A 22,011-nucleotide genomic window follows, 5' to 3' on the forward strand; every position below is an offset into this window, starting at 1 on the left:
ATGGATTCGATTCGGGAATATTCACTCAGAATCGCGAAATGGCTAGAGGGGAAAGCGGAACTGGAAGGAATCCTGCGGGGAGGCGTATTCTCCCGCGCATGAATCGAATCGTGAGAAGCATGATGATGGCGGGAACGCTCACATTGGGAGCCATGGCTGCGGACAAGCAAATCGTTTTCATCGCCGGTGATCGGAGTCACGGCTCAGGCGAACACGAATTCAACGCGGGTTGTCTCCTTTTGGCGAAGGCGCTCAATGAGCAAAGCGGACTCGGGGTCCATGCAACGGTCGTACGCTCGGATTGGCCCACGAAAGACCGGAGCGTGCTGGAAAAGGCCGATGGAGTGGTGATCTATTGTGATGCGTCCTCTGCGATTTCGGGTGAATGGGAGTACCTTGATGGTTTGGCCCAGCAGGGCAAAGGACTGATGTTCATGCACTATGCCGTTCACCCGGCGAAGCCCGACGCCGATCGTTGGCAGCGCCATTGGGTGGGGGCGACGATGGAGGACAACTACTCCGTGAATCCGCATTGGGTGGCAAAATTGCAGGTAGATGAAGATCATCCCATCGCGCGTGGATTGCCGAAGGATTTCGAAGCCTTCGACGAGTTTTACTACAACATGCGTTTCCAGGAAGACCGTGAGAAAGTGATGGATCTCGTCACGGCGGTTCCTTCACGGGAGCGGATGCGGCGTTACATCAACATGTGGGACTGGCACGGGGCTGAGGGCATGGGAAAGGAACAGACCTTGATGTGGGGGGTGCAGCGTGATGATGGGGGCCGTGGAGTCGGATTCGTGGGTGGCCACTATCATAAGAATTGGGCTCTCGATCGCTTTCGGACCGTCGTGCTCAATGCGATCGTTTGGGTTTCCGGCATGGATGTTCCCGAGGGAGGGGTGAAATCATTGCCGGTGAGCGAGGATCAGCTGAATGAGAACCTCGACATTTATCCCGGTCAGGAGAACCCTCGCCTTTCGCTTCCGGATGTGGCGGAGGTCCTTGCTCAGGATCCCGCGCCAATTCCCACCGACCGGGAGAAGAAACCGGAATGAAAGCCACCACCGTCGTCGCCCGCTGCACCACTCCCGATGGTTTCCCCATGCTGCTTCAGGAGCATGATGGGGATTTCTTCCTCAAAGTGGATGGGGTGACGCTGATGAGCACGACGGCGACGGCGTCGGAAGCAACGCTGGCAGAGCTCGGGTGTGCTCGTGGAGCTGGCAGGGTATTGATTGGGGGCTTAGGATTCGGATTCACCCTGAAAAGAGTGCTGGAGTTGGTTCCGTCCCATGCCGAGATCGTGGTTGCGGAGCTCTTGCCGGAGATCCCGGCGTGGAATCGACAGCACCTTTCCGAAGTCAATGGCCGCTACCTCGACGATCCGCGCGTCCAATTGGTGATCGGCGACGTCGCGGATCGAATTGCTCAAGCCTCTGGGGGAGGATTTGATGCCATCCTGCTCGACGTGGACAATGGAGTCGACGCGCTGGTCGCCGGTGGCAACCAGCGGCTTTATGGTCGAGGAGGCCTGCGCCGCATCAAATCGGCCCTATCTCCCCGTGGGCGTGTCGTTTTCTGGTCAGCGCATCGCGACAAGGCATTTGAGGCGCTTCTCGAAAAGGAGTTTCGCCAGGTGGAGACGGTGGGAGCCAAGGCGTATCCTCAGGCCAAAAGGTTTTCTCATACCTTGTTCGTGGCCGACCGTTGAGGTGCGCTATTCGGGTAATGGCAGGTCCTCGACCGGCGGCGAGGCAGGATATTCTCCGGCTCCCGAGTCGGCAGCAGGTGGGGCGGGCGGAGGGACGGGGAGAGTGTCGTGGGTGAGCGGAGTTCCTTGTTGGGCAGCCGCTTCGGCGGCTTCCTTCTTCTGCTGCTCAGCGGCCTTCTTGGCTTTGCGCTTCTTCAAGGCATTTCCGGGAACATCGACGGCGGCTTTGGTGGCACGGGCGGTGCCTTCAACGACTCCTCCGACCACGTGGATGGGCATGCGAATCAATCCGCATGAGGGGAGAAGCAGGCAGAGTGTGGCGAGCGCCAACGGGAAAAGTCGCATGGAGCGAAGGCTCCCAAGTGAGAAAGGATCCGTCAATCGCACGAGTCGTTTCCAGCGAAGAGACCGAAGAAGGCCCACGGCACCGATATTTCTTTTAAGAAATCCGGGAAAAAGAACGAAAAGAACACAAGGAAAGAGAACGAAAGGAATTCTAACGGGGTCACCGATGGACGCCATTTCGCAGTTTCTTCCGATCCGGAAATCCTCCAGAGTTCAGGCATTCCTGTGATTCGCACTTCTGTCATGTCGGATGCTCTTGATGGCTTGAGACTCGAAGATCTTCGCACGCACCTCGTGGCGGAGGGGGTCAATGCAGTGCATGCAGCGCCCTTGTTTCGATGGTTGCAGACGGGGCATCGTGGGGGCTTCGAGCCTCCCTTGGAGCGCTGGCTGGAGCGCCAAGAGGACACGTTGATCACGCCTTTACGGCGAGTGCTTGAGACAACCAGTGAAGACGGCTGGACGACGAAGTTTCTCTTTGAGTTGGCCGATGGTGCCCAGATTGAGTCGGTGCTCATGGGCTTTCCGGGTCGCTTCACGGCTTGCCTGAGTACCCAAGTCGGCTGTGCGATGGGCTGCGTGTTTTGTGCGACGGGGCAGATGGGATTTCGTCGCCACCTCAAGGCTGGTGAAATCGTGGCCCAAGCGCGCGAAGTGTCACGCCTAGTGGCAGATCGATACGGTGAAAGGGTGCGCAACGTGGTGATGATGGGCATGGGCGAGCCTCTGCATAATTACGATGCCACGCTGCAAGCGTTGGCGGCGATCACCGATACTCACGGCATGGGAGTGGGCCCCAGCAGGGTGACGCTCAGCACTGTGGGGCATGTTCCCGGGATCCTGAAATTAGCAAAAGAGCCTGCGCCGTATACCTTGGCGGTGAGTCTCCACGGTGCCGACGACGAAGAACGAGGTCGTCTGATTCCAGTCAACCGGCGCTGGCCGTTGGCGGAGTTGATCGACGCGATGAGAGTCTATCAGGCCCAAAAGGGGCGCATTCTGGTGGCTTGGACGATCATTGATGGCGTCAATGATTCTCCCGAGCATGCGCGGAAGATCGTGAACCTGCTCAAAGGCTTGGATATCCATGTGAACGTGATTCCCCTGAATGCCACGGAAGGTTTTGAAGGGAGCCAACCAGAAAGCCGACGAGTGATCGATTTTCAACGAATTCTCAAAGAGGCCGGATTGCCTGCGACCGTCCGGCAACGTCGCGGGCTTGATGTTGCCGCGGGATGTGGGCAATTGGTGGTGAAATCCGAGGTCTGAGGGGTTGCGCAAGGAGCCTTAGCAGGAAGCCATCAAAGTGCCGCAGCGAGAGCCTCCAAGGCTTCAGCCGGATGGGCCGCTGAAAGGGAAATGCGCAGTCGAGCGGTGCCTCGAGGAACCGTTGGATAGCGAATTGCTGGGACTAAAAACCCGGCATCTTCCAGGGCGGCAGAGGTCGCCAAGGCAGCGGCATTTTCCCCAATGATGCGGGGCAGAATGGGGGTCCGAGAGGTGGGGGATATTCTCCGGATGTTGTCCTGGAGCCTCTGCCTCAGTTGGGCTCCTTCGGCAGATCGAATGAGCTCCAGCGCTGCCGTAGCGGCATGGGCAAGCGCCGGTGGTGGGGCTGTGGAATAGATGAACGATCGAGCCCGGTTGATCAGCCAATCGCGCCAAATCGGACGGCATACCAGATAGGCGCCAGCGAGTCCCGCAGATTTGCCTAGAGTGCCCATCTGAAAATCGACTCGATCCTGCACCCCGAGTTCCTCGGCCCACCCCATGCCTCGAGGTCCCAACACCCCGAGCCCGTGGGCTTCGTCGAGAAACAAATGGGCTCCCCAATGGTCTTTCAGTTCGAGAATCTCCGCGAGGGGACACAAGTCCCCATCCATCGAGAAAACGGACTCAGTGACGATGAGGATGCGGCCATGAGGGTCCTTGGACCGAATTCCACTTAGGAGGCGGGCAAGCTTCTCGAGATCATTGTGCGGAAAGACTCGAAGGGTGGCTCCGGAGAGACGCGCGCCGTCGATCAAGCTGGCGTGGGCCAGTTTATCGAGCAGCACATGGTCGTTCTTTCCGACCAATGCGGGAATGATGCCGACTGCGGCGGCGAATCCTGAGGAGAAGCTCAGGGCGGCACCTTGACCTTTGGCTAGGGCCAGGGATTCCTCGAGAATCGAATGGGAAGGAAGGCTGCCAGTAATCAGACGAGACGCGGCGGCACCGTGCCCCCAACGTTCCAGGCCTTCATGAAAAGCTGCACGAATCGCGGGATGTTCAGCCAGTCCCAGATAGTCGTTGGAGGCAAAATTCCAGAGCGAGCGACCTTCTCGGTGGAGACGAACTCCCGTGGGCCCATCCAATGGACGTAGATTTCGGAAAAGGCCCGCCTCCCGAAGAACTTCAAGTTCATGCTCAGGCTCATGCATGGTGGCAAACCGAGGGTCTTCGGAGGATTCTCAAGCCGTGGGCGATTCCAGGGCCCAGCGCAGAAGTTGCTCAGAATCGTCCCAGATGTGAGCGGTGTTGCTCTTGAGAACGACGACAATGGCCGCACGACCATTGAACTCCCCGGTGGCGACGAGACAGCGCCCGGCCGCGTTGGTGGTGCCGGTTTTCATGCCGTTGCAGTAAGGGACCCGTTTGAGGAGCTTGTTGGTGTTCTCCAAATATTTCGTGCGCCCGTTGGGAAACTGAAAGGTGTAGGCTTGGGTATTGACCCACGAACGGATCGTCGGACTGCGGTAGGCATGCCGGGCGGCAATCGCGATGTCTCGCGCGGTGGAATACTGGCCGACTGCGGGCAATCCGTTGGGATTGACGAAATGGGAATTCCGCATGCCTAGCGAAGCCGCTTTGCGGTTCATCATGGCCGCAAAACCTTCCTGAGAACCGCCGATGTCGCGCGCCAACGCTCGGGCCACATCATTGGCGCTTTTCACCATCAGAACCTTGAGAAGATTTCCTCGGGAAAAGGTCTGCCCGGTTTGCAAGTAGAGCTTGGTCGGTTCGCAACGGGTGTCTTCCGCCGCAATGGTGACCGGATCCTCAAGCGTGCCTTGGTCGAGCGCCACCAATGCGGTGATGATCTTTTGCGTCGATGCGACCGGACGCGGGGAGTCCGCGTTTTTTGCATAGAGAACCTTGCCGGAATGGGCATCGATCACGATGGCGCTCTCGCCGTAAACCTTCGGCGGTGCAATTCCTGGAATCGTGGTGGGAATGGCCGGAGCCACCGCCATCGCGGCCTGGGGATTCGAAAGTGCCGTCGGTTCACCTCCGCCACAGGCGCTAAGTGCTACCGAACTGGCGAGGGCGAGGAGGAATCCAAAGGTGCGTTGCCTGAGCATCGGCGCGGATGAAAACGTGAACCCGGCCAAGTGGAAAGGCCATAATCCTCTCAGGACGCGACACAGGCACTTCTTTCCTAGATGCAAAATGCGACAAATCATTTGAATAAACTCGTTGCTATGACATCGAAAGATCAGCCACGCGCGAGGACGACAGGAAAGGTCCTTGCGAGAGCCATTTCACCACACACATTCAGAATAAACTCTTATGGGACTCGATAAAATCACCACCAAGCTTCAGGAAGCGCTGCAAGCGGGCCAACGGCTCGCCTCAAAGTCGGCGAATCCCGAGCTGAAAAGCGGCCATGTGCTGCTGGCACTTCTGCAGCAAGAGGGCGGCATTGTCGTTCCTTTGCTTCAGAATGCGGGAGCGGACGTCACCCGGCTCAAGGCTGCGGTGATTTCGGCGCTCGACAAGGAACCGAAGATTCAGGGCGCGGGATCGCAGCCTCAGTTGAGCTACGAACTCCGCCAATCGCTCGATGCGGCGGACGAAGTTCGCGAGGGGATGGGCGATGAGTTTGTCTCCGTCGAACACTTCATCCTCGGGGCCATGAAAGCGGGAGCGACGGCCGGCCAATTGCTTCAAGAGGCAGGGCTGGATGACACCAAGGCGCGGGAAGCCATCGAGGGCATCCGGGGATCCCAGAAAGTCACCGACGAGAATCCGGAGGGTAAGTATCAAACCTTGGAGAAATATGGGACGGACCTCACGGCTCGGGCTCGTGAAGGCAAAATTGATCCGGTGATCGGGCGTGATACCGAAATTCGGCGTGTCCTGCAGGTGCTGTCCAGGCGAACCAAGAACAATCCGGTTCTCATCGGTGAACCAGGGGTCGGGAAAACGGCCATCGTCGAGGGCCTTGCCCGGCGAATTGTCTCGGGAGATGTGCCGGATACCATGAAGAACAAGCGGATCATTTCGATGGACCTCGGCGGGATGCTAGCAGGCGCCAAATACCGGGGTGAGTTTGAGGATCGCCTCAAAGCTTTTCTCAAAGAGGTCACGGCGTCGGATGGCGAAATCATCCTCTTCATCGACGAGTTGCACACCATTGTGGGAGCAGGGGCGAGCGAAGGGGCAGTCGATGCCTCCAACTTGCTCAAACCGCAACTGGCCCGGGGCGAACTGCGGACCGTCGGAGCCACGACGCTCGACGAGTATCGAAAGCACATCGAAAAGGATGCCGCTCTGGAGCGGCGTTTCCAACCCGTGATGGTCGGAGAGCCGTCTGTGGAAGATACCATCGCAATCCTGCGCGGCCTGAAAGAGCGCTACGAAGTGCACCACGGTGTGCGCATTCAAGACGGTGCCTTGGTGGCCGCGGCGATGCTCTCGGATCGCTACATTTCGGATCGATTCCTTCCGGATAAAGCCGTCGATTTGGTCGATGAAGCGGCTTCCCGATTGAAAATCGAACTCGATTCGATGCCTTCCGAAATCGACCAGCTCGAACGGCAGATCATGCAGCTTGAGATGGAGAAAAAGGCTATCGAGAAAGAGTCCGACAAAGCCTCAGCAGCTCGCCTCGAAAAGGTCACCGAAGAGCAGGAAAACCTGCGGGAAGAATCGGCAGCACTGGTGGCGCGTTGGCGCAACGAGAAGGAAGTCATTGAAAGAGTTCGGGAACAGCAGGCGAAGATCGAGACCCTGAAAACCGAGGCAGAACAAGCGCAACGGATTGGAGATCTATCGCGCGCCTCAGAGATCACCTATGGCACGCTCCCCGAAGCTCAACGGGCCTTGGCCGCGGCACAGACGGAATTAGAAGCCATGCAAAAAGGGGGGGCGATCCTAACCGAAGAGGTGACCGAGGAAGACATCGCCGGGGTGGTCTCCTCCTGGACCGGGATTCCTGTATCTCGCCTTCAAGAGGGCGAGAAAGAGAAATTGGTGCAGATGGAACAACGGCTGGGTGATCGGGTGATCGGCCAGAAGGAGGCGATTCGCGCTGTTTCGAATGCTGTGCGACGCGCTCGGGCCGGCTTGCAGGATGAGAATCGGCCGATTGGTTCATTCCTGTTTTTAGGACCTACTGGAGTCGGCAAAACCGAACTATCCAAAGCCTTGGCGGAGTTTCTCTTCGACGATGAAGGTGCCATGGTGCGCATCGACATGTCGGAATACATGGAGAAACACAGTGTCGCTCGCCTGATCGGTGCCCCTCCTGGCTATGTCGGATATGACGAAGGAGGGCAGCTATCCGAGCACGTACGGCGCAAACCGTATTCCGTGGTGCTGTTCGATGAAATCGAGAAGGCCCATCCGGATGTCTTCAACGTGCTTCTGCAAGTGCTCGATGACGGGCGAATCACCGATGGGCAGGGCCGCACCGTCGACTTCCGGAATACGGTCCTGATCATGACGTCCAACATTGGATCGCAATTCATTTTGAATGAAGAGAATGCTGAGCAGCGGGAAACCAAGGTGATGGAAGCATTGCGTGGGCACTTCCGCCCCGAATTCCTCAATCGGATTGATGAGACCATCTTGTTCGACCGTTTGCAGCGGGACGAACTGTCGACGATTGTGGATCTTCAGTTGGAGCGGGTTCGGCAGCGACTCGCCAAACAAGGACTCGGATTGGCACTCAGCGAAGCGGCGAAGGAGTATTTGGGCAACCAAGGATACGATCCCGTCTACGGTGCCCGGCCGTTGAAGCGGGCGATCCAGCGCCACTTGCTCGACGAATTGTCGCTGGAGATCCTCGATGGTCGCTTTGTCGAAGGCGACGTGATCCGAGGGGATGTTCAGGAAGGCAGGATCGTCTTCGAGAAAGTCTGAACTCTCGAAAGTCAGCCGGCGGAGGAAGCTTGCGAAAGCTTACTTCGCCGGTTTCTTGCCACACCCACAGTCGTTCCCGCAACCGCCTTGAGGCTTCTTGGGAGCGAAAAATCGGCGCACGAGGATCGCAAGGGTGATGCCGACAATGGCGGCCGCCGCATAGCTTTGCCAATCGTTCATGGTACTAGAATCCGAGGAGAAGCCCGATTTGGTAGACGCCTAGTGAGGCGAGACAGGCGAAGGCAGACATGAAGACAAATTGGCCAACGGCCCATTTCCACGAGCCTGCCTCACGGGCTACCACGGCGGAAGTGGGCAGGCATTGAAGGGCGTAAATATAGAAGACGAGTAGCGAGATCACACTCAACGGCGTGAACATGGGTCGCCCGTCGGGCCAAGCGGCGGCGGCCATGCGTTCGCGCAGCCGACTTTGGGTCTCAGCTTCATCGTCGCTTTCCTCGACCTGAAACAACTGGGCCATGGATCCGACGAATACTTCTCGAGCGGCAAAGGAAGTCAGGATGGCGGTGCCAGTTCGACCGTCGAAACCCATCGGTCGCACCACTGGCTCTAACACGTGGCTAAGCCGCCCCACGAGGGAATGGGAAAGCTGCTCGGACGGATCGTCGCTATCACTTTTGGGATAGGTTTCGGCGGCCCAGAGGAGAATCATCAGCCCCAGAATCACCGTGCCGGCTTTGCGCACGAAGGCCCATCCACGATCAAGGAGATGACGGAAAATGTAGGGCCATTGCGGGGCCCGATAGGGAGGGAGTTCGAGGATGAAATGGTGTTCTTGATCATCGGGTCCCAGTTTCTTGCGAAGCAACTTGGCGACAAGAAAGGCAGAGAGAGTCCCGAGAACATAGAGACCCACAAGCACGAGCGCCTGTTTCCACCCCCCTTCCCGATCTCCGAGAAGGAGGGGAATCAGCAGAAGGTAGACGGGCAAACGCGCCGTGCAGCTCATCCAAGGTGCCACAAATAGGGTGGTGAGCCGCTCCTTGGCAGAATCGATGGTGCGGGTCGCCATCACCCCAGGAATCGCGCAGGCGTAGGAGCTGAGCAAAGGAAGGAAGGCCTTTCCGCTGAGTCCGACTCGAGACATCAGGCCGTCCATCAGATAGGCCGCGCGGGCCATGTAGCCGGAGCTCTCAAGCAAACCGATGAAGAAGAACAGCATCAGAATCTGCGGCAGGAAAATGATGACCGAGCCCACTCCGCCAATCACGCCGCTGACTAACAGGTCGCGCAGATCTCCCTCTGGCATGGCTTGGGTGACGAGACCTTCGACCCAGCCTTGGAAGGACTCCACCCAGCCCATGGGGATGCCCGCCAACGAGAAAATCGCCCAAAACACCGCGAACATGATGGCCACAAAGGCGATCCAACCACCCACCGGGTGCAGCAGCACCGTGTCAAGGCGATCGGAAACAGTCAGCGTATGGGCGTCATTGCGCCGGGCCGCGGTTTCACACAGTGAAAAAAGAAACCGCCGCCGCGCTTCATCGTCCGCGAAGGCACCTCGCCAAGACTTCGCTTCAGGTGCGGCCGGGAAGGGGAGACGCAGCGCTTGTTTGAGTTCGACGAGGCCCTTCCCTGAGCGGGCTTGCATGGGCACCACCGGCACGCCGAGTTCTTCCGAAAGCTTTACGGGATCCAGCCGAACCCCTTGGTTCTCGGCGACATCCACCATATTGAGGGCGAGGACGACGGGAAGACCCTTTTCGATCACGTCGAGCGCGAGGATCAAATGGCGTTCCAAGGCAGAAGCGTCGACGACACACACGACGAGGTCGGGGTCGCCGAGTTCTGCGATTTCTCCTCCGAGGGCGCGTCGCGCAATTTCCTGATCGGGCGAACTCCCCCGAAGATCGTAGCAACCCGGAAGGTCAACCACCTGCAACTTGCGTCCGTGAGGAGTGCGGGTGTGTCCGGTTTTCACCTCGACCGTGACCCCGGCAAAGTTCCCTACCTTGGCATTCTGGCCGGTGAGGGCATTGAACAGCGTCGTTTTTCCGACATTGGGGTTGCCCACCAGCAACACCGTTTCCACTCGCTCCACTTCACTCACTTAACTCAGACGGGACAAACTTTCACTTGGTCCGCCAAATCGCGACTGAGCGCCATCCGAGTGCCGCATATCGAGCAAATCAGGTTGCGCCCATTGGCCAATTTCCGAACCTGAATGGATTCGCAAAAACCCAGCCGACGAAGTTGATCGCAGGCGGGTCCTGCCAGAAACCGAATGCGGAAATCACAGCCCACACTGGCCTGAGTCAGGCTCTGGAGGGTGTCAGTTTCAAGATCTTGCGCTTCCGCGTGCGGCATGACAGGAGGAATTTCGATCAATTGAGACGTAGTTGCAATAGGAAAAATGCGTTCACCTCAGAGTTCCTTCTCAATTTCCTCAAGCAATCCCTGGCAAGCATCTTCCACGAGATCGGCGACTCGCTCGAAACCATCTTGCCCGCCATAATAAGGATCGGGAACATGATCCGCATCGATCGACTGACAGTGATCGGTGAGGAGTCGAATTTTCGAATGATGGGTGCCGTGTCGATCCATGCGGCGGAGATCCGCAAGGTTTTCCCGGTCGGCGGCGAGAATGTGGTCGAAGATTTCCAGATCCTGGGGCGTCACTTGCCGAGCGCTTCCGAGAATCGAGTAACCTCGCGCCTTAAGAGTCGCGGCCATGCGTCGGTCGGGTGCGTGGCCTGAATGGTAGCCGATGGTGCCGGCGGAATCGATTTTGATGCGCTCCTTCCAGCCGGCCTTTTCCACCAGATCGCGGAACACGATCTCCGCAGCAGGGGAGCGGCAAATGTTTCCCATGCAGACGAAAAGAACGCGAACCGGTGGCTTGGACATGATGGAGTGGGGACGGAAGGCTGAAAAAGCAAAGAGAGGGAGACGAAGCAGCGCAACTTCGATCTTCGCCTCGGGTTTTCGCGCCATGGCCATGAATTCATCAGTCACCGTAGGTGTCGCCGCCCTCCTTTTGGGAGGGGTTGGCGGCTTCATGGCGGGAAAGTCCGGCGGCTCGGATGCCGCGGAATCGACCGCCTCGTTGGAACGTGATGCCAAGATCCGGCGTGAGACGGGATCTTCTGCATCGGAAGATCCCTCTGGTCCCCGGGCCCACAGCATTCAGGAGGCTCTTCGCGAACCGGGGCAATTGTCCCGTCTGCAGGCCTTGGCGGACCTCTATGAAAACATGAGCGTCGATGAACTCTCGGCCGCGGCCGACACTCTCGACAACCTCCCCATGGGAGATCGCATTCTTGCTTCCATCTTGCTCTTCAGCCGCTGGGGTGAACTCGACCCCCAAGGCGCTTTGGCCTACAGCCAAACCATGGGCTTCGGCGGGATGTTTGCACGGCCGACGATTCTTCGCAGCTGGGCCAGTGTGGATCCGGTGAATGCCGCACAGTATTACCTCGATAATCCCAATGAGTTCCGCCAGATGGGTGGACGCGGTGGTCCAGGCGGCGAAAGCGGTGCGGATACGATTGCTCGTGAGTGGGCCAAATTGGACCCGGAAGCAGCAATGGCTTGGGCCAATGGTCTGGAGGGCGACGAAAAGGGAAGCGCCATGGTTTCGGTGATCAGCGAGGTTGCCGCCAGCGATCCGGCCAAAGCGGCCGCGATGGCAGCCAACCTGACGGGAGATGACCAGACCCGTGCCTATGGCGAAATCGCGAAAAACTGGGCCACGACGGACATGGCTGCCGCGGAAAGCTGGGCGAATTCTTTGACCGGAGACGCCAAAGACCGGGCGATGTCGGAAGTTTTGGAAGTGCTGGCTCGCACCGATGTCGATGCCGCTGCCGCCAAACTTTCATCGGTGAGCGAAGGCGAATATCGGGACCGCCTGGTGGCCACTCTGGCTGGGAAAATGGCTCAGACCGATCCTGCCGCCGCCGCCGCATGGCTCGGAAGTCAGGACAGCGCGGACTACGGCAATGCCATGCGCGAAATCATGAACAACTGGGTCTCTCAAGACAGCGAAGGGGCCTTGTCATTCATCGAGGCTCAGCCTGTAGGTGAGGTCCGCGATTCGGCGACTCAGACGTATCTCTGGCGCAGCCAGGACACGATTGAGCCCACGGCCGCCGTCGCTTTGGCGGAAGCCATCAGTGATGAGCGCAGCCGTAGCATGACCATTGGCATGACGGTGCGCCGTTGGATGGAAACGGACGAGGACGCAGCGCGCTCCTATGTGGAATCGAGCACGACCTTGAGCGACCGAGCCAAAGAGCGCATTCTCAGCGGCCGCGGTGGTGGCCCGGGTTGGGGCCGCGGTCCGGGCGGACGCTGAGATCGTCAGGTCTTCGCTTACTCCGACTCTTCTTGCGGGGCGGGTTCGATGCTTGGAGCGTCGGCCCGCCCTTCTTCTTGAGCTGGGAGGGTTGAAACGGCTGCTTGCCCCTTGAGCAAATCCTGAGTCAGGGAGTGGCCGGGATGTTCCTTGGAGTAACGGATCCCAAGTCCGAGGTAGAGCGCGACGAGAGCCAATAGGGCGAAGAGCGGCATCGGCATCGGACGAGCAAAGGCCCCCAGTTCCTGGCGCAGGCTTTCTTTCTCAGCTTCGGAGACCAAGCCACGCTTGGGCGCGAATTCCGCCTCATCGGAGGTGTCTTCCCGGATGATCGCAGGGGTGCTTGCATCTTCTTCGGCCAAGGTCACCTGTTCTTCTTCGGTGAGGTGGAAAAGAAATTCCACGTCTCCCAGAAGAACTCGGCGGCCATCGATCAATGGGGTGATGTCGCGCGACATGCCGCTGAGCTTCGTGCCATTGGTGGAGCCCAAATCGCGGATTTGGAACCCTCCGGGGATGCGCTCCATCACGGCGTGCTTCACAGATACGGAGGTGCAGTCGATGACGATGTCATTCTCACTCCCGCGGCCCATCATGACAGACTGGCGGTCCGTGTTGAAGCGATAGGGTTGGGAGGGTTTCCCGGGAGGCGTGATCGTGACTCGTGGCATGATAAGTGAAACGGAAGAAGTTGGCGATTTCTAGCGATCGGCTTGGGGATTCGCACGGAAATTCCGGGGAAGATCCACCATTCGGGAAATCCCGGTTGCCAAGGGGCGGGTGCTTTGCTCGATTATCCGGCTATGGCGAGCGCAACGAACGTTTTGTCGAGCGGGATCGAAATCATTGGATCGATCCGGTTTTCGAACGACATGATCATCGATGGTCAAATCGAAGGGGAAATCGTGTCCGAAAAGGGCAAGGTGACGATTGGAGAAAATGCCAAGGTCAAAGGCGACATCACGGCCGGAGAGGTGAAAGTCTTCGGCAAGGTCGAAGGCAAGATCACCTCCGAGCGCTGCGAGTTGAAATCAAAGAGCCGCCTCGACGGCGACATCAAAACCAAGAATCTCTCGATGGAGGAAGGAGCTTCCCTTTCCGGTCGCACGGAGATCGGAGGGTGATTTCGCATGGCCGACCTTAAGAGTCGGCTCGATTCACGATCGGCGCTTCGATGGTTTTCGAAGCGCCTTTTTGTGTTCTGAAAGGCGAAGCTCGCACGGGGGCACAGGCGTGAGTCCCGTGAACTTTCCCGCCCCACCTCAGGGCTCAAATCGTCGACAGATCCAGGCGACGCGAGCAGGAACGGATTCCATCTCCAGCAAGGTCTGGCGGTCATCCGCGTCGTGAATGAATTGCTGGGCCATCACATCGCAGAGGATGGCCGGATCATCGAGAGGATCGCACATGGCGCGAAACGCCACCTGCACCTCGGGTGCAAAATTCGAGAGGGCCACTTCAGCCGCTTCCTTCAGAGCTTCGACCGCTGCCGGAGCCTGGGATTCCGGTTCAAAGACCGAGGGCAATGGTTCGATGCGTGCGGTTGGATACTCCGCACCCAGGATCCATTCCTTGAATCGCACACGGATCACGCCGTGCAGCAAGAGGTTCGAGGTACCATCGTCCATTTCTCGCGATGCCCGAATCAACCCAATGGTGCCGATCTCAGGGACACAATCCGTGGGGTCGGGGGATTCGTCGCCGATCAAGCGAGCGATCGCGAAGAAACAATCGCCAGCCAAGGTGTCGGCCAACATTTGTTGGTAGCGGGGTTCGAAGATGCGCAAAGGCAGGCCGCCGTGGGGGAAGACCACGCAATCGGGCAGCAGCATGGCCCCACAAATTTCAGGGATTTCCAAGGTCGGCATGTCCAGAGCACAAGACCGGGTCGCCGGCGATGGCAACCGCTTTCTGACCTTCACGGACGACGAGCCCGGGAAGTTTGGCACGGTTCGCCACAATAGGGGCAGCGATAGTGCTTGGTGAAGGTGACCCGAGTGGCAATGTAGAGCCGAGGGCTCCCTAGCAGGGTTTTGCGGTGGCGCGAGTTCATGGTCGCGCCCGTCCGGCGGAAGACTTTCACGTGGCAAAGGGGGCACCGAATATTGCCCGAGAGGCCCAGAGTAAGAAGGAACAACAAGACCAGCGCCGCGATGATGGCGAGGGAGGCCAAGAGGCTTTCCCGGTGATCAAACATGAGCCCCCTGACTAGAGTGGCGACGAGGGCGATCCAAAGAATGGGAAACAGAAGATAGAGCCCGGAAGCAGTTCGAAGAAGCTGGAGTGAACGGGCATTGGAAAAGCGATGCACGAGCGGGAATTACGAAGCTCTCCACGCAAGTTCCAGCAGGGAAGTGCAAGAAATGCATTTTCACAAAAAGGCCATGATTTTTGAAAGATGATCGAAGCCGAAATGAAGACGAGGTCGACGGGTGAATCCCTCGGAGACCGGATTTTGCGCTGGCTCATCCTCAAGATCTGCCGCTTTTTCGCCGCGCGATGAATCGGTTTCAGAAGCTCGCCTTGGCGTCCCTCGTTTCGGTCCTGGTGTTGATTTTCGTGGGGGCGGTGGTTCGCGTCACCGGTGCCGGTTTGGGCTGTCCGGACTGGCCCACATGTTGGGGGTGCTTGGTGCCTCCGTGGAAGGTCGAGCAGGTCGATTTGTCGAAAATCGACTTCGAAAAGTTCCGCGCGAAGGCGGAGCGCTTGGGGCGCGACCCGGATACGGTCACGCCCGAGCACATTCTGGAGTCTTTCAATCCCAGACATGTCTGGACCGAGTTCGTCAATCGCCTGACATCCCTTCCTGTGGGGATTTTCGCAGTGGCGACACTGGTGGCTTCGTGGGGCCGATCGCGAGCCCAGAAAGCCGTGAAATGGACGGCCATGGCGGCATTGATCGTGGTCTTGATCAACGCGGTCATGGGCGCCAAGGTGGTATATAGCGGCCTCAAACCCGGGATTCTGACGGCGCACATGGCCTTGGCGATGCTGTTGATCGTGCTTCAAGTGTTCACCTTGTGGCGTGGCACGGATCAGCCCATGCGTCTCCACACCTCGCAGCAGGGAGCTCAGCGAGGATGGATTGGGGTGGGGATTCTGTTGGGGGCAATCGTGATCGAAGGCATCATGGGTAGCCAGATTCGGGAGTTGACCGATCAGATGGCCAAAAGTCATCAGGGGCAGGACCGGGTGGAATGGATTTCTGAGTTGGAGCAGTCGTGGATCTATTTGGTCCACCGCAGTTTCTCGTGGGTCATCGTGGTCGTGACGGCCATTTCCTGGGCATGGACGCGCAAGAATGTGGTCGGCCCCATAGGCAAGGCACCCCGATGGGTCGTGGGGCTGGTGGCTTTGCAGATGCTGCTGGGCTTGGTGATGGCCCAAGTCGAGGTTCACGAAGTGGCACAGGTTCTTCACGTTGGGTTGGCGGGAATCCTGCTTGCAGCAACGGTTCATTGGTTTCTCACCTTGCTCCCTTCAAAAGCTGAAACAGCCGGACATTGACGCCTCCCGGCGTCAGTGGATAATTCCGCCGCCCCGGCGGCTGCGGGGAGTCCGGAATCTCCGGGTTCCCGACGACCTCCGGTGGCCTTGGAGGAGGTTCTTCCGGCACACGGGGGACTCTCTTTCATGACCTAACCGCCGCCGCGGGGCGGCCATCCCACAACCACATCTCATGACCAACATCGCCATTAACGGATTCGGCCGCATCGGCCGCCTGGTGTTTCGTGCCCTTGTTGAACAGGGCCACCTCGGCTCGACCTTCAACGTGGTCGCCGTCGGTGACATCGTTCCTGCCGACAACCTCGCCTACTTGCTGAAGTTCGACTCCACGCAAGGTAAGTTCAACGGCACCGTCGAATCCAAGAAGTCCTCACCGGACCTCGAAGAGGATGACGTGCTGGTGGTCAACGGCCACGAAATCAAGGTGGTCAGCGCCCGCACTCCGGACGGCCTGCCGTGGAAGGAACTCGGTGTCGAAGTCGTTATCGAATCCACCGGTCTCTTCACCGAAGCGGAGAAGGCCAAGGGTCACCTCACCGCAGGTGCCAAGAAGGTGATCATTTCCGCTCCTGCCAAGGGCGAGGACGGCACGTTCGTTCAAGGCGTGAACGACGAACTTTACGATCCTGCAGCTCACCACATCATTTCGAATGCCTCCTGCACCACGAACTGCCTTGCGCCGGTCGTCCACGTGCTTCTCAAGGAAGGTTTCGGCATCGAAGAGGGTCTGATGACCACGGTGCACTCCTACACCGCGACCCAAAAGACCGTGGACGGTCCGTCGAAGAAGGACTGGAAGGGTGGCCGCTCCGCTGCCATCAACATCATTCCGTCGACGACGGGTGCTGCCAAGGCGGTTGCCCTGGTCTGCCCGGAAGTGAAGGGCAAGTTGACCGGCATGGCTTTCCGCGTCCCGACTCCGACGGTTTCGGTGGTCGACCTCACCGTCAAGACCACGAAGGAAACTTCACTCGCCGAAATCAAGGCTGCCATGAAGACCGCTTCCGAAACCTACCTCAAGGGCATCCTCGCCTACACCGACGAGGAAGTGGTTTCGACCGACTTCATCCACGACTCGCACTCGTCGATCTTCGACGCGGGCTCGTCGATCGAACTCAATTCGACCTTCTTCAAGCTCGTTTCTTGGTATGACAACGAGTGGGGCTACTCCAACCGCGTGATCGACCTGCTGTTCGACGTGGTGAAGAAGGGCATTTGACCTTCCTGTCGCTTCATTTGGAAGCGACTGACTTCTGCCCGCTCCGGTGCTTCCGGGGCGGGCATTTTTGTGCCGCGCGCCGGGGGGCGTGATCAGCCTTGAGGTTCAGCTCTTGAGGCGATCTTTGAGAGAAAGCTTCCCTCAAAGATCGCGTGATTGAATCTCCGCAATCTGCTTCGGCTCCTCAACGCTCTGCAAGGAGTTGGCACCCCTTGAGATCGAGCTTGCCTGAGGCGAGGACGGGGATTTCGGTGACGGGAACGATCGCCCGTGGGCACCAGAGGGAGGGCACCCCAGCATCCATCAGCTTGTAGCGCAGGTCGATGCATTCTTGTTCCAAAGCCGGGCCGGCAAGAGTGGAGAGCAGGATGATGGCTTCGCCCTTCTGCTCGTCGGGAACTCCCACGATGGCGATTTTCCGCTCGGCTTCCGAATCGAGGCCCAAGGCCTTGTTGATGGCAGCCTCGACCGTTTCGTGCGGCACCATCTCTCCAGCGATTTTGGAGAATCGGGAGATGCGCCCTTCGATGCGAAGGAAGCCGTCTTCATCGACTCGTCCCACGTCGCCCGTGCGGAACCAGCCGTCCGGGTGGATCACTTCGGCCGATTTCTTGGGATTGTCCAGATAGCCTGGAAAAATGTTCACGCCCCGGAACCAGATGATCCCCTGACGGTCGATCGGGCAGGGGAGATCGGTAGCGGGATCCGTCAGTCGCACGGCGATTCCGGGCAGCATTTGCCCGACCGTGCCCTGCCGGGAAGAAGGAAGGACCACGGCATTCCCTGCGGTGGAAGGCTCGGGCAAATTGACGTTGGTGACCGGAGACGTTTCGGTGAGTCCGTAGCCTTCCAATGGGCGAATTTGGAAACGCTGATGGAAAGCATCCGCGAGGTTTTCCGGTAGTTTCTCAGCACCCGTCACAACCAACTTCACCGATTGCAATTGCTCCGGCTTCACCCGTTTCATGTAGCCGCGAAGGAAGGTGGGGGTTGCCAGCAATAGCGAAACCTTTCGCGCTTCAATGAGTTCTCCCAACCGTTTCGTCTCGAGTGGGTTCGGGTAGGTCACGAGATCAAGACCTTCAATGCACGGGAACCACAGGGTGACGGTGCTACCAAAGGAATGGAAGAGAGGGAGGCATCCAAGAATGCGGTCACCAGGGCCGACTTCCAATCGACTCCCGAACTGGCAGACATTGCCCAGCACGTTGCGATGGGACAGCACCACGCCTTTGGGATCCCCCGAGGAGCCTGAGGTGAAAAGGAGAACCGCTTCGTCATCACCCTTCCGTTTGCCCACCCCAAAAAGGGCGGCGAGAGTTGAGGCAGGAAGCAGTTTGGCCAGAATCGTCCACGCCACGATCTTCTTCTTCAGCAATGGAAGAACTCGTTCGATGTGGATGAGGTCGCGGTTGGGTGGCCACGGGAACGAGGCGACCTTGCGAACGAAGGGATCGGCCGTGATGTAACGGTCGACTCCCGATTGTTTCATGGCCGAGCGGACGGCCTCGTGACTAGCGGTGAAATTGAAGTTCACCGGGACTTTTCCAGCAAAGACAACGGCAAGATTGGCCACCATGCCGGCTTTCCCCGGCGGCAGAACGATTCCGATCCGGGGAGCATCGGTGGCTTCGCGGAGGTATTTTGAGAAAACCAGAGCGGCCGCGAGTAGCTTATCAAACGTTAGCACCGAATCGTCTGCTCCGTCGAACAGCGTGGTTTTCGAATGCTTCTTCAATCCTTGCAGGACGGCCATTGCCAACGAGCCCTTGAACAGATTGCGGGCCGAGTAGGCCTCTTGAGAGGCAACCAGCATCCCTTCGCGAATCGTGGCACCGGAGACCTTCGACTCAGAGATCAACTCTCCCAAAGCAAAAACCACCCGAGGCAAGTTCGATGACTTGTCGACGGAGAGCGTGGTATCGCGAGGCGAGTCCATGCCGACGGGCAGAGTAGGGAGACGGAATTTGCCAAGCGTCGTCAGTGTTTTTCCCGGGATATGGCAAGGGGTGTTGGCCCGCGCCACCCCAGGTCCCGGAACGAACACCAACACGCCGTTGTCTTTGAGCGCCCCCTTGAGTTGATCTCCGACAGCAGCCGGATCTTCGTCATCATCAGAAAACACGGCACCGGACCCCGACTTCCCGAGAAAGTCCCGAACTTCGGGATCCATGGGGGCATTTTCTTCGATGAGCCAGGTGATCGGCCGCCCGTGAAAAAGCTGCTGAAATGTGGCAAGGTCCGGAGCATCAAGCTTTCCCGGAACTACGAGGCAACCGGAGGCAGGGAGACGTTCGCGATGAAGAAACTGGACGGCGGAACTCATTGAAGGCGTGCTGGGCGATTAGGGCTTCTGCACGACAATGGACGCGAAAACCGGGGCGTGGCACGGATTTTTTGCCGGGAATTGCAGGAGTTTTCCTCAGGGCGAGCCGAATCTCGGCCTAAGAAGCCAAATGCTTTCGAAACCTTTCCAGTGGACCCTCCCACAGTTCCGGTCGATGAGGCTGGTAGATGGGGAAATCGAAAGACCTGCGAAGCAGCGCTCTTCCTTCTGCAAGCGATTTCAGATGCCCCGTGGCGACCATTTGAACGATCAGGTTCCCGCAAGATGTCGCTTCGACAGGGCCTGCGATGATCTCTAGCTGGCAAGCGTCGGCCGTGGCTTGCATGAGCGTTTCATTCTGGATCCCACCGCCCCCAGCATGGAGTCGGGTGAAGGATTTTCCAGTGAGTTGACGAAACCGATCGAGAACCACCCGGTATTTCAATGCCAACGACTCGGAGGCAATGCGCAATATCTGCCCTTTGTCTTCAGGAACCGGCTGTTGGCGACGTCGGCAATATTCGCGAATGCGCTCCGGCATGTTTCCGGGCGACGCGAAAATCGGATCGTCGGGGTCGATGAACGCCTGAAAGGGCTCAGCCGCATCCGCAAGCTTGGCGAGCTCAGCGTAGCTCAGCGACTCTCCTTCAAGCGCCCATTGTCGACGGCATTCCTGGATCAGCCAAAGTCCGGCGATGTTCTTCAGAAAGCGCACGGACTGGTCGACCCCTAGTTCGTTGCAACAACGCGCATCGAATGCTTCTCTCGACCGAATGGGCGCGTCCGTTTCGATGCCCATGATCGACCATGTCCCGGAGGAAAGCCACAGTCGCTCATCGTTCTCCATCGGGATGCCGGCCACGGCCGCAGCAGTGTCATGTGAGGCGGATGCCACGACCCTCACAGGCCCCAGGCCAGTGACGCGCTGCACGTCATCGCGAAGCACACCAAGGGGAGTTCCCGGGTCGACCAGATGACCAAAGATGGCCTTGGGCAAACCCATGGCATCGATCACCTCCCAAGCCCAATCGCCCGTGGCGGGATCGAGCAACTGGGAAGTCGATGCCACGGTGCGCTCGATGGCAGCACTTCCGCAGAGCCAGTAGGAAAGCAAGTCCGGTACAAATAGGAGCGCCGAAGCGCCGACAAGAGCGGGCGAAGGCTTCTGGTTTTCTGCCAGCAAATGCAAGGAGCTGTTGTAAAACTGAGTCGTGATCCCCGTGTGCTGATAGACGATCGCTTCGGGCATTCGGGCATGCATCACCTCCGCCATGCCCTCGTGGCGAGGATCACGGTATTGATGGGGCAGCCCCAGCAATCGACCTGCCTCATCAAGCAAAGCAAAGTCACAGCCCCAGGTGTCGATTCCGATCGCCACGATCTCGTCTCCATAGCGTCCAGCCGCGATTCGAAGTCCTTCCTGAATCTCTCGAAACAATCCCACCACGTTCCAAAAGGAACCTCCCGGCAGGTCAGTCCCGGGGTTTTCAAAGCGGTGCACCTCTTCCAGAGAGAGTCGTTCTTCTCGGAAAACTCCTGCAATCAGGCGTCCGGATCCGGCACCGAGGTCAATGGCAATAAAGATGGGCATGAGAGCAGGTGAGGTGGCCGACTAGAGATACAGTTGAAAGGGGAGCGCCCGGAGTTTTCCTTTGAAGAACGACTTTGCAGAAGGATCGGTGACGACCGCATCAAGGTCTTCGGGACGGGCGAAAAAGTAGTCGCTGCGCAATCCCAGCTTGGTGTGATCGAGCAGGGCACAGCACCAAGCCGCGTGGCGGAGCATCAACGACTTCAGCCTCGCTTGGTCTGGATTGGGTTCACTGACGCCGCGTTCGAGATCCATCCCACGTCCAGAAAAGAAGAAGCGATCAACCTTGATCGAAAGCACGGCACTTTCCGTAAGGATTCCCGAAAAGCGACGACCTTTGGGTTCATAGACGCCACCCAATTGAATCAGCTCAAGATCGGACCGCGGGGCGAGGCGCTCGATGACCGGCAGAGAGTAGCTGATCACACGCACACCCGCGGGCAAATGAGCGGCGAGTTCCAGTGCGGTGGAACTGGCATCCAAGAGTAGCGTTTCCCCTGCTTTGACCAGAGAGGCGGCGAGCAACGAAAGATGCCGCTTTTCCTGAAATTGGAGCGCTTCCCGTTCGTTTTGCGAGAGCTCGGGAAGTCCGGCCGAGGGGTCCAGGGCACCTCCGTGGGCCCGATGGAGGAGTCCTCGTTTGGCGAGAAGATCGAGATCGCGCCGAATGGTTTCCTCGGCCACCCCAAAATCCCTTGCAAGTTCCGTCGTGCGCACTGTGCCGGTTTCCTTGGCGCGGCTTAGGATGGCGTGATGACGTTCGGCAGGAAGCATGGTGAAGGAGAACAGGAAGGAAGTCGGGCGATGTGGGTTTTTGTGGGAAATTGCTTGCTTGAGTGGGTTTTGTCCGGCACGCAGA

At 58.5% G+C, this 22,011-nt stretch carries 21 protein-coding genes; 8 read left to right on the forward strand and 13 right to left on the reverse strand.

From position 1 onward, the window contains the following. Positions 1–98: 98 nt before the first annotated feature. Complete coding sequence (locus tag HNR46_RS00120) at positions 99–1,058, forward strand: ThuA domain-containing protein (RefSeq protein ID WP_184014634.1); 960 nt, start codon at positions 99–101, stop codon at positions 1,056–1,058. Then, the gene (locus HNR46_RS00125; protein WP_184014635.1) at positions 1,055–1,714 is read left to right on the forward strand and encodes a spermidine synthase family protein; all 660 of its coding nucleotides are present in this window, start codon (positions 1,055–1,057) and stop codon (positions 1,712–1,714) included. The genes HNR46_RS00120 and HNR46_RS00125 overlap by 4 nt, the downstream gene beginning before the upstream one ends. 6 nt (positions 1,715–1,720) lie before the next feature. Here HNR46_RS00125 and HNR46_RS00130 read toward each other — a convergent pair whose 3' ends face one another. Continuing rightward, positions 1,721–2,059, reverse strand: a complete 339-nt coding sequence (locus HNR46_RS00130; protein ID WP_184014636.1) for a hypothetical protein — start codon at positions 2,057–2,059, stop codon at positions 1,721–1,723. 243 nt (positions 2,060–2,302) lie between these two features. Here HNR46_RS00130 and rlmN point away from each other — a divergent pair, with 243 nt between their 5' ends. Further along, the gene (gene rlmN / locus HNR46_RS00135; RefSeq protein ID WP_184014637.1) at positions 2,303–3,328 is read left to right on the forward strand and encodes a 23S rRNA (adenine(2503)-C(2))-methyltransferase RlmN; all 1,026 of its coding nucleotides are present in this window, start codon (positions 2,303–2,305) and stop codon (positions 3,326–3,328) included. A 32-nt stretch (positions 3,329–3,360) separates the two neighbouring features. Here rlmN and HNR46_RS00140 read toward each other — a convergent pair whose 3' ends face one another. Next, the gene (locus HNR46_RS00140; RefSeq protein ID WP_184014638.1) at positions 3,361–4,482 is read right to left on the reverse strand and encodes an aminotransferase class I/II-fold pyridoxal phosphate-dependent enzyme; all 1,122 of its coding nucleotides are present in this window, start codon (positions 4,480–4,482) and stop codon (positions 3,361–3,363) included. Positions 4,483–4,512: 30 nt separating this feature from the next. Continuing rightward, complete coding sequence (locus HNR46_RS00145) at positions 4,513–5,403, reverse strand: D-alanyl-D-alanine carboxypeptidase family protein (protein ID WP_246417837.1); 891 nt, start codon at positions 5,401–5,403, stop codon at positions 4,513–4,515. A gap of 208 nt (positions 5,404–5,611) precedes the next feature. On the opposite strand from HNR46_RS00145, the gene clpB reads away from it, so the two are divergent. Then, positions 5,612–8,188 (forward strand): ATP-dependent chaperone ClpB, encoded by a 2,577-nt coding sequence (gene clpB, locus HNR46_RS00150; RefSeq protein WP_184014640.1) that lies wholly within the window; start codon positions 5,612–5,614, stop codon positions 8,186–8,188. Between the two features lie 39 nt (positions 8,189–8,227). On the opposite strand, the gene HNR46_RS00155 is transcribed toward clpB, so the two are convergent. Genes HNR46_RS00155 through HNR46_RS00170 form a run of 4 tightly spaced genes read right to left on the reverse strand, consistent with a single transcriptional unit; the run spans position 8,228 to position 11,059 of the window. Further along, positions 8,228–8,368 carry a FeoB-associated Cys-rich membrane protein gene (locus HNR46_RS00155; RefSeq protein ID WP_184014641.1) on the reverse strand — a complete coding sequence of 47 codons (141 nt, stop codon included), beginning with the start codon at positions 8,366–8,368 and terminating at the stop codon, positions 8,228–8,230. A 4-nt stretch (positions 8,369–8,372) separates the two neighbouring features. Then, a complete protein-coding gene (feoB, locus tag HNR46_RS00160) occupies positions 8,373–10,262 on the reverse strand; it encodes a FeoB small GTPase domain-containing protein (protein ID WP_184014642.1) in 1,890 nt (629 codons plus the stop codon). Between the two features lie 5 nt (positions 10,263–10,267). Further along, positions 10,268–10,519, reverse strand: coding sequence for a FeoA family protein (locus HNR46_RS00165; protein ID WP_184014643.1), 252 nt, complete (start codon positions 10,517–10,519; stop codon positions 10,268–10,270). A gap of 57 nt (positions 10,520–10,576) precedes the next feature. Beyond that, positions 10,577–11,059, reverse strand: coding sequence for a low molecular weight protein-tyrosine-phosphatase (locus HNR46_RS00170; protein ID WP_184014644.1), 483 nt, complete (start codon positions 11,057–11,059; stop codon positions 10,577–10,579). A gap of 91 nt (positions 11,060–11,150) precedes the next feature. Here HNR46_RS00170 and HNR46_RS00175 point away from each other — a divergent pair, with 91 nt between their 5' ends. Then, entirely contained in the window at positions 11,151–12,509 is a 1,359-nt protein-coding gene (locus tag HNR46_RS00175; protein WP_184014645.1) for a hypothetical protein, read from the forward strand. Between the two features lie 17 nt (positions 12,510–12,526). On the opposite strand, the gene HNR46_RS00180 is transcribed toward HNR46_RS00175, so the two are convergent. Beyond that, positions 12,527–13,180 carry an FHA domain-containing protein gene (locus HNR46_RS00180; protein WP_184014647.1) on the reverse strand — a complete coding sequence of 218 codons (654 nt, stop codon included), beginning with the start codon at positions 13,178–13,180 and terminating at the stop codon, positions 12,527–12,529. A gap of 132 nt (positions 13,181–13,312) precedes the next feature. Here HNR46_RS00180 and HNR46_RS00185 point away from each other — a divergent pair, with 132 nt between their 5' ends. Continuing rightward, positions 13,313–13,633, forward strand: coding sequence for a bactofilin family protein (locus HNR46_RS00185; protein WP_184014649.1), 321 nt, complete (start codon positions 13,313–13,315; stop codon positions 13,631–13,633). Between the two features lie 138 nt (positions 13,634–13,771). Here HNR46_RS00185 and HNR46_RS00190 read toward each other — a convergent pair whose 3' ends face one another. Continuing rightward, on the reverse strand, positions 13,772–14,377 hold the full coding sequence (locus HNR46_RS00190) for an LON peptidase substrate-binding domain-containing protein (RefSeq protein ID WP_184014651.1): 606 nt from the start codon (positions 14,375–14,377) through the stop codon (positions 13,772–13,774). A gap of 50 nt (positions 14,378–14,427) precedes the next feature. Beyond that, complete coding sequence (locus HNR46_RS00195) at positions 14,428–14,820, reverse strand: hypothetical protein (protein ID WP_184014653.1); 393 nt, start codon at positions 14,818–14,820, stop codon at positions 14,428–14,430. A gap of 188 nt (positions 14,821–15,008) precedes the next feature. On the opposite strand from HNR46_RS00195, the gene HNR46_RS00200 reads away from it, so the two are divergent. Together HNR46_RS00200 and gap are read left to right on the forward strand one after the other, a co-directional pair. Next, complete coding sequence (locus HNR46_RS00200; RefSeq protein ID WP_184014655.1) at positions 15,009–16,016, forward strand: COX15/CtaA family protein; 1,008 nt, start codon at positions 15,009–15,011, stop codon at positions 16,014–16,016. Positions 16,017–16,188: 172 nt separating this feature from the next. After that, the gene (gap, locus tag HNR46_RS00205; RefSeq protein ID WP_184014662.1) at positions 16,189–17,235 is read left to right on the forward strand and encodes a type I glyceraldehyde-3-phosphate dehydrogenase; all 1,047 of its coding nucleotides are present in this window, start codon (positions 16,189–16,191) and stop codon (positions 17,233–17,235) included. 184 nt (positions 17,236–17,419) lie between these two features. On the opposite strand, the gene HNR46_RS00210 is transcribed toward gap, so the two are convergent. From HNR46_RS00210 to HNR46_RS00220, 3 genes are all read right to left on the reverse strand, one after another. Beyond that, entirely contained in the window at positions 17,420–19,561 is a 2,142-nt protein-coding gene (locus HNR46_RS00210; protein ID WP_184014664.1) for an AMP-binding protein, read from the reverse strand. 118 nt (positions 19,562–19,679) lie between these two features. Further along, positions 19,680–21,152, reverse strand: coding sequence for a rhamnulokinase (locus tag HNR46_RS00215; RefSeq protein WP_184014666.1), 1,473 nt, complete (start codon positions 21,150–21,152; stop codon positions 19,680–19,682). Positions 21,153–21,173: 21 nt separating this feature from the next. After that, positions 21,174–21,926 (reverse strand): DeoR/GlpR family DNA-binding transcription regulator, encoded by a 753-nt coding sequence (locus HNR46_RS00220; protein WP_184014668.1) that lies wholly within the window; start codon positions 21,924–21,926, stop codon positions 21,174–21,176. Positions 21,927–22,011: the final 85 nt, after the last annotated feature.

Origin of the sequence: Haloferula luteola, assembly GCF_014201715.1 — a bacterium.
GTDB lineage: Bacteria > Verrucomicrobiota > Verrucomicrobiia > Verrucomicrobiales > Akkermansiaceae > Haloferula > Haloferula luteola.

What these genes read in the sequence shown, in the direction of transcription:
- HNR46_RS00220 (WP_184014668.1), bottom strand. Translation starts at nt 21,926, where the DNA reads ATGCTTCCTGCCGAACGTCATCACGCCATCCTAAGCCGCGCCAAGGAA.
- HNR46_RS00215 (WP_184014666.1), bottom strand. Translation starts at nt 21,152, where the DNA reads ATGCCCATCTTTATTGCCATTGACCTCGGTGCCGGATCCGGACGCCTG.
- HNR46_RS00200 (WP_184014655.1), top strand. Translation starts at nt 15,009, where the DNA reads ATGAATCGGTTTCAGAAGCTCGCCTTGGCGTCCCTCGTTTCGGTCCTG.
- HNR46_RS00165 (WP_184014643.1), bottom strand. Translation starts at nt 10,519, where the DNA reads ATGCCGCACGCGGAAGCGCAAGATCTTGAAACTGACACCCTCCAGAGC.
- HNR46_RS00155 (WP_184014641.1), bottom strand. Translation starts at nt 8,368, where the DNA reads ATGAACGATTGGCAAAGCTATGCGGCGGCCGCCATTGTCGGCATCACC.
- HNR46_RS00125 (WP_184014635.1), top strand. Translation starts at nt 1,055, where the DNA reads ATGAAAGCCACCACCGTCGTCGCCCGCTGCACCACTCCCGATGGTTTC.
- rlmN (WP_184014637.1), top strand. Translation starts at nt 2,303, where the DNA reads ATGTCGGATGCTCTTGATGGCTTGAGACTCGAAGATCTTCGCACGCAC.
- HNR46_RS00175 (WP_184014645.1), top strand. Translation starts at nt 11,151, where the DNA reads ATGAATTCATCAGTCACCGTAGGTGTCGCCGCCCTCCTTTTGGGAGGG.
- clpB (WP_184014640.1), top strand. Translation starts at nt 5,612, where the DNA reads ATGGGACTCGATAAAATCACCACCAAGCTTCAGGAAGCGCTGCAAGCG.
- HNR46_RS00170 (WP_184014644.1), bottom strand. Translation starts at nt 11,059, where the DNA reads ATGTCCAAGCCACCGGTTCGCGTTCTTTTCGTCTGCATGGGAAACATT.
- HNR46_RS00190 (WP_184014651.1), bottom strand. Translation starts at nt 14,377, where the DNA reads ATGCCGACCTTGGAAATCCCTGAAATTTGTGGGGCCATGCTGCTGCCC.
- gap (WP_184014662.1), top strand. Translation starts at nt 16,189, where the DNA reads ATGACCAACATCGCCATTAACGGATTCGGCCGCATCGGCCGCCTGGTG.
- HNR46_RS00130 (WP_184014636.1), bottom strand. Translation starts at nt 2,059, where the DNA reads ATGCGACTTTTCCCGTTGGCGCTCGCCACACTCTGCCTGCTTCTCCCC.
- HNR46_RS00145 (WP_246417837.1), bottom strand. Translation starts at nt 5,403, where the DNA reads ATGCTCAGGCAACGCACCTTTGGATTCCTCCTCGCCCTCGCCAGTTCG.
- HNR46_RS00180 (WP_184014647.1), bottom strand. Translation starts at nt 13,180, where the DNA reads ATGCCACGAGTCACGATCACGCCTCCCGGGAAACCCTCCCAACCCTAT.
- HNR46_RS00210 (WP_184014664.1), bottom strand. Translation starts at nt 19,561, where the DNA reads ATGAGTTCCGCCGTCCAGTTTCTTCATCGCGAACGTCTCCCTGCCTCC.
- HNR46_RS00120 (WP_184014634.1), top strand. Translation starts at nt 99, where the DNA reads ATGAATCGAATCGTGAGAAGCATGATGATGGCGGGAACGCTCACATTG.
- HNR46_RS00185 (WP_184014649.1), top strand. Translation starts at nt 13,313, where the DNA reads ATGGCGAGCGCAACGAACGTTTTGTCGAGCGGGATCGAAATCATTGGA.
- HNR46_RS00140 (WP_184014638.1), bottom strand. Translation starts at nt 4,482, where the DNA reads ATGCATGAGCCTGAGCATGAACTTGAAGTTCTTCGGGAGGCGGGCCTT.